9 protein-coding genes and 2 pseudogenes are annotated in these 10,911 nt (G+C 67.8%); 7 read left to right on the top strand and 4 right to left on the bottom strand.

Annotated elements, in window-relative coordinates:
* Window positions 1–107 precede the first annotated feature (107 nt).
* A pseudogene (locus tag AB0L95_RS41170) lies at window positions 108–813 on the bottom strand (IS5 family transposase); the annotation flags it as partial.
* Window positions 814–1,044: 231 nt separating this feature from the next.
* Between AB0L95_RS41170 and AB0L95_RS41165 the strand changes: the two are divergent.
* Together AB0L95_RS41165 and AB0L95_RS41160 are read left to right on the top strand one after the other, a co-directional pair.
* The gene (locus AB0L95_RS41165; RefSeq protein ID WP_365171674.1) at window positions 1,045–1,452 is read left to right on the top strand and encodes a helix-turn-helix domain-containing protein; all 408 of its coding nucleotides are present in this window, start codon (window positions 1,045–1,047) and stop codon (window positions 1,450–1,452) included.
* Window positions 1,341–2,123: an IS630 family transposase gene (locus AB0L95_RS41160; protein WP_365171672.1), complete on the top strand. Its 783-nt coding sequence runs from the start codon at window positions 1,341–1,343 to the stop codon at window positions 2,121–2,123. Before AB0L95_RS41165 ends, AB0L95_RS41160 begins: the two co-directional genes overlap by 112 nt.
* Before the next feature lie 13 nt (window positions 2,124–2,136).
* Here AB0L95_RS41160 and AB0L95_RS41155 read toward each other — a convergent pair whose 3' ends face one another.
* On the bottom strand, window positions 2,137–3,027 hold the full coding sequence (locus AB0L95_RS41155) for an IS3 family transposase (protein ID WP_365171678.1): 891 nt from the start codon (window positions 3,025–3,027) through the stop codon (window positions 2,137–2,139).
* 514 nt (window positions 3,028–3,541) lie between these two features.
* Between AB0L95_RS41155 and AB0L95_RS41150 the strand changes: the two genes are divergently transcribed.
* The 5 genes and pseudogenes from AB0L95_RS41150 to AB0L95_RS41130 all read left to right on the top strand — a co-directional run.
* Window positions 3,542–4,882, top strand: coding sequence for a vanadium-dependent haloperoxidase (locus tag AB0L95_RS41150; protein WP_365171670.1), 1,341 nt, complete (start codon window positions 3,542–3,544; stop codon window positions 4,880–4,882).
* 813 nt (window positions 4,883–5,695) lie between these two features.
* Window positions 5,696–6,097, top strand: a complete 402-nt coding sequence (locus AB0L95_RS41145; RefSeq protein WP_365171668.1) for a hypothetical protein — start codon at window positions 5,696–5,698, stop codon at window positions 6,095–6,097.
* A 23-nt stretch (window positions 6,098–6,120) separates the two neighbouring features.
* Window positions 6,121–6,669 carry a DUF6529 family protein gene (locus tag AB0L95_RS41140; RefSeq protein ID WP_365171676.1) on the top strand — a complete coding sequence of 183 codons (549 nt, stop codon included), beginning with the start codon at window positions 6,121–6,123 and terminating at the stop codon, window positions 6,667–6,669.
* A 211-nt stretch (window positions 6,670–6,880) separates the two neighbouring features.
* A complete protein-coding gene (locus tag AB0L95_RS41135) occupies window positions 6,881–8,116 on the top strand; it encodes an FAD-dependent oxidoreductase (RefSeq protein WP_365171667.1) in 1,236 nt (411 codons plus the stop codon).
* Window positions 8,013–8,264, top strand: a pseudogene (locus AB0L95_RS41130) (hypothetical protein); the annotation flags it as partial. The gene AB0L95_RS41135 and the pseudogene AB0L95_RS41130, both read left to right, overlap by 104 nt.
* A gap of 51 nt (window positions 8,265–8,315) precedes the next feature.
* Here AB0L95_RS41130 and tatC read toward each other — a convergent pair.
* The gene (gene tatC, locus AB0L95_RS41125; RefSeq protein ID WP_365171666.1) at window positions 8,316–9,254 is read right to left on the bottom strand and encodes a twin-arginine translocase subunit TatC; all 939 of its coding nucleotides are present in this window, start codon (window positions 9,252–9,254) and stop codon (window positions 8,316–8,318) included.
* 394 nt (window positions 9,255–9,648) lie between these two features.
* Window positions 9,649–9,930, bottom strand: coding sequence for a Sec-independent protein translocase subunit TatA (tatA, locus tag AB0L95_RS41120; protein ID WP_365171664.1), 282 nt, complete (start codon window positions 9,928–9,930; stop codon window positions 9,649–9,651).
* Window positions 9,931–10,911: the final 981 nt, after the last annotated feature.

Raw genomic sequence — 10,911 nt, 5'->3', positions numbered from 1 at the left:
AGATCCTCGCCAAGGTCCGGCTCGTCCAGACCGCCGTGAAGAAACTCGTCAACAACAACTCGAACTGACACAAACCAGATCACCAGACACTAGCTCTATCCGGCATATCAAGGCCGGTGCCAGAGTCGGATCGAGGTCACGGTGATGGTGCCGTGGAAGATATAGGCGCGTTTGTCGAACCTCGTCGCGACCGCACGGAAGTTCTTTAGGGCGTTGATAGTCCGTTCCACCTCGTTCCTCCTCTTGTAGATCGTCCTGTCGAAGCCGGTGGGCCGGCCGCCGTTGCTGCCGCGGCTCTGCCGGCTGGCTCGCTGGTTCTTCGGTTCGGGGATGGTGTGCTTGATCTGGCGTTGCCGCAGGTAGCGGCGGTTGCGTCGGGAGGAGTACGCCTTGTCTCCGCCGAGATGATCCGGCCGGGTACGGGGGTGCCCGCCGCCGGGTCGGCCGACCGGATGCGTTCCATGACGGGGATGAGCTGCGGGGCGTCGCCCCACTGGCCCGGCGTGATCAGCAGTGCCAGTGGACGAAGTCCACCCTCCCCGGCAAGGTGGATCTTGCTCGTCAGGCCGCCCCGGGAGCGTCCGAGTCCCTCGTCGGGGCGGTGCTGCCGGGGCCTGGCCCTTTTCCCGGCACCCGAGGTGGTTTCTTGCGGGCCCCGGCGGCGTGTCGGTGGGCTCGGCAGGAGGTGGGATCCACACTCACCATCGACCAGTCGATGAGGCCCTCGGCGTCGGACATGACGGTCGCGAAGAGTTTGTCCCAGGTGCCGTCCGCCGACCAGCGCCTGTGCCGCTCGTACACGGTCTTCCACGTTCGTGAGATCTCCCCGCCCCATGGACATGCCAACGATCAAGGGTCGAGTAGGTCACATGATCCGCCGGACAGATCCTAGTAGTGTGTCGCCGCTTAGCTGTGGTCTGTTTGATTGGGAGGCTGGCGTCTGGCAGATTCCTCTTCCGCTCTGCGGGACAGGACTGGTGCGATGGGTTCGCAGAAGAAGAGGCCGGTGGTGCTGACCGCGCTGATCGTGAAGAGTTGGTTCGGGTGACGACGACGGGGGTTCATCCGGCCTCGGTGATCAGGCGGGCGAGGGTGCTGCTCGGACTCGACACCTCTGCAGGCGAGATCGGCTCGCAGGAGGTGATCGCGGCCCGGCTCGGTGTCTCCGGTGAGACGTTGCGGTTGGTCGCCAAGCGTTTCGCCGAGACCGGTGGCGATGTTCACGCCACGATCGCGGGGAAGAAGCGCGACCTCCCGCCGGTGCCCTCGCCGGTGACCGGTGAGGTCGAAGCCCGGCTGGTCGCGATGGCGTGCTCACCGCCGCCCCAGGGTCATGCCCGGTGGTCGCTGCGGCTGCTGGAGAAGCACGTCGCGCTGGTCGAGGACATCCCCGATCTGGACCACTCCACCATCGGGCGCATCTTAAAAAAACGGAACTGCGTCCTCACCTGAAGAAGTGCTGGACCATCCCACCACGGGCCAACGCGGAGTTCGCGGCCCGGATGGAAGACGTACCGGCCGTCTATGCCCGGCCCTACGATCCGGCACGTCCGGTGGTGTGCATGGACGAGAAGCCTTACCAGCTCCTCGCCGATGCCCGCGGCCCGCTCCCGGCCCGCCCCGGTCACGACGCCTGCCAGGACAGCGAGTACATCCGCCGCGGCACGTGCTCGATCTTAATGTGGGCCGAGCCCCTGCGCGGGTGGCGTCGGGTTCTGGCGCTGTCCCAGCGGACCCGGATCGACTGGGCCGGCCAGGTCAGGCTGCTGCTGAGCGTGAACTACCCCGACGCCGAGACCGTTGTACTGGTGATGGACAACCTCAACACCCACGGCATCGCCTCACTGTACGAGGCATTCGAACCACAAGAGGCCTTCGCCCTGGCCCAACGCCTCGAGATCCACCACACGCCCAGGCACGGGTCATGGCTCAACATCGCCGAGATCGAACTCTCCGCGCTGACCCGGCAATGCCTCGACCGCCGGATCGGCGACCTCGACCTCCTCAACACCGAACTCTCAGCCTGGCAGAACGCCACGAACACCGACCAATGTCAGGTGGACTGGCAGTTCACCACTCACGACGCACGCATCAAACTGCGCCACCTCTATCCCAGAATTTAGCCGCGACAGTCTACTAGGCTGCGGGGGTGAGGTCTTGGGTCGTCAGCGTCCGGGTTTGGACCGGGGTGACGTAGCCGTACTCGGGGTGCTTGCGCAGCCGTGTGAGGTTGTATTCGACCTCGATGAAGCGGAATACGTCGGCTCTGGCGGCTTCGTGGGAGGGCCAGACGGTGGTGCCGATCTCCGCTTTCGTCAGACCGAAAAAGCTCTCGGCCGCGGTGTTATTGTAACAAGACCCCGTTCTACCCATGCTCTGCCTCACCTCCAACTTCCTTACCAGGCTGCGGTATTCGCTTGAGGTGTACTCCGATCCGCGATCCGAGTGTGTGATGCGGCCGGGCCGCAGGCGGCCTCGGCCGGCGGCCATGGCCAGGGCGTCGACCACGAGCTCGGCCCGGTGGTGGTCGGCCATCGCGTATCCGATCACCTCGCGGGCGGCCAGGTCGATGACCGTGGGAGGTACCACCAGCTGGCGAGCGTGGGCAGGAAGGTGACGTCGGAGACCAGCTTGGTGCCCGGCCTGGCCGCGGTGAAGTCGCGGCCGATCAGGTCCCGGCGCAGGGGCGGCCTTCTTGTCCGGGCGGGTCAGACCACGCCGCTTGCGGCGGGTGACACCCTGCAGGCCGTGCTTGCGCATCAGCCGCGCGACCTTCTTCTCGTTGATCCGTCGCCCCGCCCGGCGCAGAGCCGCGGTGACCCTGGGTGCCCCGTGGGCCCGGCGGGAGCGGTGATGGATCTTCCTGATCTCGGTGATCGGCTCCCTCTCCTCGCGCTCACGCCGCTCGCTGGCCGGCCGGGCAGCGAGCCAGGCGTAGTAGCCGGAACGGGAGACCTTCAGCGCCCGACACAAGAAGGCGACGGAGCAGCCGCCCGGATTGTCCTCGGAAGCCTTCTCTGCGTGGATGAATGCGTAGCGAGCGGCTACTTCGACTTCCGGTTCGCGAAGAAGGCGGTCGCTTTTCCCAGGACCTCCACGGTCTGCTCCAGCTCGCGGACCTGACGGCGCAGCCGCGCCGGCTCCTCCAGGACTGCGGGGCCGTCCCAGGCGTCACCCGGCGCGGGCCGACCACAATGCCGGAGTTGCGGCGTGGATCGGATCCCTGCAGGCTGTATCTGGCAAGCGACCTTGATGACGTAAATAGGTGATCGGGTTGCAGGACCATGCGCGCCCGGTCAGCCCTCCGAAACGTTGGTGTGGGTGACGCGTGCCGCCTCGTGGGCCGGTGTTCCGGTGACTTCAGTCGCGGTTCTCCAACGACCAGCCCCCAGCCCAGGAGTCAGTCAGACGGGAACCGGCTTCGCAATCCCCGTCGTACTCCGGAGCAGGTGTCCGGAGTACTTCTTTGCGCCACGTGCTGCGGACTCCCCGCTCGATCCGCGGTGTCCGCTGGCCGTGTGGTCCGCAGTGGCTGGCCCAGATGAGCGACGTGCATGACCGCCAGTTGCCACAGCCCGCCACCAGCGACAAGGAGCCACAGAACATGGGTGGAAAGCAGAAGACACTCGCCATACTTGCCGGAACCGCGCTGGCGGCCGGACTCACCAGCCCCGCCTTCGGGTCCACCACCGCTCACTCGCCGGCCCTGCCCACCGCCGCGAAGGGGTCGGGGATGTCGGTCGTGGAGTGGAACCGCGAGCTCATCACCATCCTCAGCGATCCGAAGGCGCAGCCGTCCACTGTCCAACCCACGCGCAGCTTCGCGCTTCTCCAAGCCGCCGAGTACGACGCCGTGGTATCGATCACCCGGGTCGGCCCCGCCTACGTGTTCTCGGTGTCGGCGCCACGAGGCGCTCGTGCGGATGCCGCAGCGGACCAGGCAGCCCACGATGTGCTGGTCGCCCTGTACCCGGCCAAGCGCGCAGGCGTGGACCAGCGGCTGAGCAGCCAATTGTCCGCGATTCCCAACGGCCCGGGCAAGCAGAGGGGCATTGGTGTGGGAGCCGAGGTCGCCCGCCGACTGCTCAGCCTGCGGTCCAACGACGGGTCCTCAGCCAAACCGCCGCGGTTCCGCCCCGGCAACAAGGCCGGTGACTACCGGCCCACCCCTTCCGACTTCCCGACACCGGTGTTCACCAACTGGGGCTCCGTCAAACCGTTCGTGCTGGCCAGCGGACGCCAGTTCCGACCGGCACCGCCGCCGGCCGTGAGCGGCGCCGCGTACGCCACCGCCTTGAACGAGGTCAAGAGCCTGGGGAGCAAGACCAGTACCACCCGCACCCCCGATCAGACCGCAGCCGCCAAGTTCTGGGCGGCGGCACCCGTCTGGAACGTCTGGAACCAGGTCGCGCAGGGCCTTGTCACCTCCCAGAACGCGAGCCTGGAGGAGGCGGTGAAAGTCTTCGCCCGGCTCGACCTGTCCCTCGCCGACACCGCAATCGCGATGTACGACGCCAAGTACGCCTACCGCGTATGGCGGCCCGTGACCGCCATCCGGCTCGGCGGTTCGCACTACAACCCGAGCATCGTCGGCGATCCCAACTGGACCCCCCTGCTGCCGACCGCACCGGATCCGTCCTATCCCGGCGCTCACGGCGCCCTCAGCCAGGCGGCGGCAACGACGCTCGCCGGGTTCTACGGTGCGCGGCATCATCTCGCGGTGACATCGAAGGGCGTCACCCGATCCTTCGCTGGCTTCCAGGACGCCGCCACCGAAGCGTGGCTCAGCCGGGTCTGGTCCGGCCAGCACACCTCCCTCGACAACCGCGCGGGCCAGCAACTCGGCACCCAGGTGGCTGATTTCGTGGCACGTCATCTCTGACCGCCCCCACCGCGCGACAGCCATGCACAGCACGGCAGTGGCCAGGAGCCAGAGGTCCCGGCCCATCGGGTACCACTGGCTCGTGCCACGCTCAGAGAGCAGCCATCCTCCGCGCCGAGGGCCCGCAGCTGCTGGCCGGCAGGTCGGATGTCCACCCGCAAGAAGTCCTGGCTTCCTACTGACTTCGGCTCGTCAGGGTGATCTTTCTCCAAGCCCCGATGGTGCTGGGGTATTGGTTGCATTCCCTGGTGTGTGAGGTATGCGGATGGGGGCGAGCTGACCGCTGCGGGACGGTCAGCGCCGGGAAGCGGCACTGATGCAGGCGGCTGAGCTGTTCGAGCTGAAGATCAAGCCACCGGAGGTCGCACGGCGCCTGCGAGTCAGCCGGAAATCGGATTACCAGTGGCACCAGCGCGCACGTCAAAGGCAGTCTGGCCAACTTCGCCGTTGTCGCCCTCGAACGCCTGGAGACGCTCGTCCGTAACCGGCTCAAATGCCTCCAGTCCCGGCCCGAGGTCCTCGACGGCTTCCTCGCCGGAACCGGCCAGCCCCAGACGACTCGATCACCCTGACGAGCCAAATGGGGACCTCACCAGTGGACAGGACCCGAGTACCCGGGGCCAACTGGGAGAAGAGGTCCGCTGGGGTCGTTTCCCGCGGCTGTCTGGATGCACCGTTCGACACCATGGAGCGCTCATGAAAGGAATGGCCGCGGCGACAGTGCCAGCGGTTTCCGCCGTGCCGCTTGCTGCTGCAAGCGGCTGTCCCAGCCGGACAATGTCGTCCGCCTGCGCCAGGCCCACGTCTGGAGCGTTGTCAGCGGGCATCCCCGCATACATCGGCTCGGCCGCACCCGGCAGCTCGGCCGCCGCCACTGGCACGGTCACGGTGTACATCAGCAAGCTCGGCCCCATCCTGGATGACGCCAAGTCGCCTGCGCCGACCGGTGGCGGAGCATGCGCGTTTGCCTGGCCGCCGCCGCTCGCCTCCGGCACGCCCAAGGCGGCCCTGTTTGCCAGGAGCAACCTGATCAGCACCTCGAAACGCTCCAACGGCATCACTCAAGTGGCCTACACCGGGCACTTGCTGCACTGCTTCGCGGGTGACACGACGGCCCGTGACACCAACGGCGAGGAAACCAGCGCTTCCGGCGCCACAGTGGTACGTCGTAAACGCATCCGGCAGCAAGGTCGAACCCGATTGATTGGGGACTGATGACTGGGCACACAGGCGCGCGGATGCGGCGTCCGGCACGAACGGTGGCGGGCCTTTTGACAGCTTTGCTACCGGTCGCGGTCGCGGTGGGGGTGTATGCGTTCGGCCGCACGCACACACCCGACTACACCAGCGGCCTGTTCGGTCGGCACGGCGTCGGCGTCGGCGATCTCAAGGCGCGCCTGGGTAGCGCTCTGATGGCGCTCGCGGTCGTCCAACTGCTGCTCGGGCTGTGGATGTACCGGCGCTTACCGGGAGCGGGGGCCGCGCCGCGCCGGGTGCACCCCACACACCGGCTCATCGGCCTCCTTGCCTTTCTGCTCTCGCTGCCCATCGCCTACCACTGCATCACCGCCTACGGAGTTGAGTTCACGAGCAGCCGGGTGGCGGTGCACTCCATCACGGGCTGCGTCCTGTACGGCGCGTTCGTCGCCAAGGTGCTGGTGGTACACAGCCGCCGACTGCCCGGTTGGGCGCTTCCGGCCGCCGGCGGCGCCCTGGTCACCGCCATCGCACTGATGTGGTACACAGCCGCCTTGTGGTTCTTCGCCGGCTCCGCTCCCGGCTTCTGACCGTGCCATCACCGGGGCCCGCCATGGCCTGCACGGCAGCCCTGTTTCAGATCGGACATCGCGTTGCTCTGTGCCATCGCCTTTCTCGGCCGCATTGGCCGCCTGCACGGTCGCGGGCGTCACCTTGGCAGCTGGGACGAGCCGACCGTGAAACTCGCAGCCGCCCTGCACGACCGGGGTGGCGACCACACGGAGAGGTAGCACCGAGATGATGGCAAAACCCACTTTCGTGATCGTCGGGGCGAGCCTGGCCGGGGCCAAGGCCGCCGAAGCGCTGCGCGAGCGCGGCTTCGACGGCCGTATCGTGCTCTTCGGGGATGAGCCGGAGCCGCCGTACGAGCGGCCGCCGCTGTCCAAGGGGTACCTGGTGGGCAAGCAGGACCGCGAGGCGATCTTCGTGCACTCTTCGCAGTGGTACACCGACCACGAGATCGATCTGCGACTGGACACCACAGTCACCACGATCGACCGCGAAGGGCACGCTGTCACCGCATCCGGTGGTGAGACGGTCGGCTACGACAAACTGCTGCTCGCTACCGGCGCTTCCCCGCGCCGCCTTGACGTTCCCGGTGCCGACCTGGACGGTGTGCTCTACCTGCGCCGCGTCGAAGACTGCGAACGCATCAAGCACACCTTCCAGCACTCCTCCCACATGGTGTTCGTCGGCGGGGGCTGGATCGGCCTTGAGGTGGCCGCCGCTGCCCGCGAGGCGGGCGTCCAGGCCACCATTCTCGAACCGGGCGAGCTACCGTTGCTGCGGTTGCTGAGCCCGCAGATCGCGCCCGTCTTCGCCGACCTGCACCGAGAGCACGGCGTGGACCTGCGGCTCACCGCACAGGTCACCGAGATTGTGAACAGTGGTGGCGGAAAGGCCGCCGGGGTGCGGCTCGCGGACGACTCCCTGATCGACGCCGACGCGGTCGTGGTCGGCATCGGCGCCGTCCCCAACACCGCCTTGGCCGTTGATGCGGGGCTCCAGGTAAACAAGGGCGTCGTCGTCGACGTGGCACTGCGCACCTCGGACCCGGACATCTGCGCGGCCGGGGATGTGGCCAATGCCTTCCACCCGATGCTGGGTAAGCACATCCGCGTGGAGCACTGGGCTAACGCCCTCCACCAGCCCGCGGTGGCCGCGCGGTCGATGCTGGGCGAGCGAGCGTTCTACGAGCGGGTGCCGTACTTCTTCACCGACCAGTACGACCTCGGCATGGAGTACGCGGGCTACACCGAGCCCGGCGCGTACGACGACGTGGTCGTACGAGGTGACTTGGGGCGCCGGGAGTTCATTGCGTTCTGGCTGGCCGACGGCCGCGTGCTGGCTGGGATGAACGTCAACGTCTGGGATGTCAACGAGGCCATCCAGCAGCTGGTCCGCTCCGGCAGCCAGGTCGACCGCGGCGCGCTCGCCGACCCGGACACGCCTCTCGACCAGCTCGTCACCGGCTGACCCGGCTTCGGCTGGTGGGAGTCACGCGGTGGGCGAGCCGCGCGGCCGTTACTCGACGGATCTGTCTGATGCCGAGTGGGAGATCCTGCGACCGCTGGTGCCGGAGGTGAAGTCTGGTGGACGGCCGGCCAGCCGCACCGGGCGGGAGATCGTCAATGCTCTCACGTACTGGCTGCGGGCCGGCTGTGCCTGGCGGCTGTTACCCGTCGGCGCGGTCGTCGTTAGCGTCCGGCTGCGCGGGCAGGGCCTTGCTGGCGGACACCGATTCCACTTCGCCGATGTCCTGCAGCGTGAGGTCGAGGTCGGAGGCCTCGTCGTCGCTGGGTCGCTCTGCCTCTCTGCGGGCCTTGCGTCGGTCATTGAGAAGTGAAAAGACAACTGCGGCGAAATAGAGCACCCAGATCGGCGCGGCCAGCGCCAGCATGGTCAGCGGGTCCGTGCTCGGCGTCGCCACAGCCGAAAAGCCCGTGATCCCCAGGATCATGCCGCGCCACCAGCCGAGCATCCGCCCACCGGACAGCACCCCGGTGAGGTTCAGCATCACCAGCAGCAGCGGCATCTCGAAGGAGAGACCAAAGACGACCACCATGCGGGTGACGAGGTCGAGCAGATCATCCAGCGGCAGCAGGTTGCTCACCCCGTGCGGGGTGAAGTCGATCAACACCTTCGCGGTCGTGGGCAGCACCTTGTAGGCGAAGAGAGCGCCGCCGAAGAACAGAGGGACGCCCGCGCCGACGAACGCGTAGGCGTATTTCCGCTCGTGCTTGTGCAGTCCGGGGGCAACGAACGCCCACAGCTGGTACAGCCATACCGGCGAGGCCAGCACGACGCCAGCCGCCAGGGACACCTTCAGCGCCAGGGTGAAGGGCGCGAGCAGACCGTTGATCACGATCCGCGCGCAGGCGGTGTCCGCGGTCTGCTTGGCCAGATCGGCGAAGGACGTCGGGCAGCCGACCGAGTCCAGCACCGGCCTGGTGAAGAAGTTTATGACGTCTTTGTAGTAGAAGGCCGCAGCGATTGTGACGACCAGGATGGCCAGGACGGCCTTGGCAAGCCGGTTGCGAAGCTCACGAAGGTGCTCCGCGAGCGGCATCCGCCCCTCGGGATCCTTCTCCTTGTTGCGGGCTGACCGGGGCACGCCACGTCCTCATCTCGTGCGGCAGACCCGAGACTACCGGCCCTGCGTGAGTACTTGATCGTCTCCGTCGCCCGGTGGGGGCACGAGCTCGCCACGGCGTCGGTTGCGGCCGGTAGCGCGTCCAGGAGGCAGTTGGTTCAGGTCGGCACCACTTACCGCGAGCTGATCTGATCTGTCCTGCCCAGCGCGAGGGTGGGCGGCTCACGAAGGTCCCCAGACCGTCCGCTGTGACGCGCCGCGCCCGGGCCGGGAAACAGGGATGCTCCGGCCAGGACGCCGGCCGATACCGCGGACAACGACGCGGGCGGCCCGACAGCGCAAGAGGCGAGCCGGCAGGGGAGGCTTCGGGCAGCGTCTCGTGCGGGGGATCAGCCAGGGGCGCGCAGGACCGGGCTCAGTCTCGGTGGCTGGTCGTGCTGTCCGTGGGCACGGTGCGGGCGGTGGCGGTGTCTTCGGGAGCGCCCGAGATCGTCCGCGGTCCCGGTGCAGGCTCAGGCTCGGGGCGTGGCTCGTTTGAGGCGCCGTCGTCTTTCATGGCCTTGGTCTCGCTCTTGAGGATTCGCATGGACTTGCCCAGCGCCCGGGCCGTATCGGGTAGTTTCTTCGAGCCGAAGATCAAAACCACTACCGCGACCAGGATCAGCAGGTGCCAGGGCTCCAGCGCATTGCGGAACATCGTTACACCAGCCCTTCGCACGCATGCTTGCTACCGTGTGCAACCGTACAACCTTGGGGTGGAGCGAAGGGCCCCGCCGTGTGGCCCTGCCGGATCGTGCGGGCGGCCGCCACGCAGATGCCGGCGTTGTCGAAGAGGCCGCTGTGCAGTACCCGCCGGGCCTTTGTGTCGGCCTTCGTACCCGCCTTGGCGATCCGTGCCGCTTGTTGCTGCGCGGCAGCGGTGGGAGCGGGAGCGCGCGCGGCGCACCGTGTCTTGCCGCCCCGAGCATGCCCCCGTCCCTCTCCGGGCGCGCGCAGAGCTTCGGCCGCTGTCCAAGGAAGTGTCCTGCCCACGACCGGGCCTTGCGGAAGGTTGACGCGGTGGGAGGTACACACCTTTGGCCGCGGACGATGGCCCGCTGCCGCCGGCGGGCGCGTCCGGCACGGTTGCCCGTCCGCCGATACGGCGAAGCGTTCCCCTTCGATGTCCCGGCCGCACTCGGCCGGGACACCACGCTCGGCGGGCTCTGCACCGACGGATGCGTGGCACTCGTCGTCGCAGAAGGGGATCCGCAGGAGGTGGCCGGGCGGGCCGGTGTCCGTGCCCGCGGTCTTGTGCGCGGGCGCCTGGGAGGTGGTTTTCCGGTGCACTTGGCACTGCGGTTTCACCGGTGTCCGGCGCCCGCGCCATCGGGAGATTCCCACGGCGTCGTCCAGCCCGGCCTCACAAGTGAATTTGTCGCCCGTCGCCGCCGCAACCGCGGGGAGCTCGACCAGCAACAGGCCTATGGCGAGGCGTAGTTCGCCGCCTGCGACCTGCATGGCCACTTGCGCCGGCTGACCGGCCAGCGGGATGTGCGGGGGTGTTTGGGCCGGATGGATGCCCAGCCGCTGCCCCTGGGAGCAACCATGTTCAGGCACCTGGAACGGGTGGTGGGTCTGCGCGTTCGGCCATGGTGCGTTCATCGACGCTCCCTGGCGTGACCGTTCCTGTCGCAGG

Origin of the sequence: Streptomyces sp. NPDC052036, from assembly GCF_040680495.1 — a bacterium.
Classification (GTDB): Bacteria; Actinomycetota; Actinomycetes; order Streptomycetales; family Streptomycetaceae; genus Streptomyces.
Note: the sequence above shows the minus strand (reverse complement) of the source record. Positions and strands in the feature narration are given on the sequence as shown.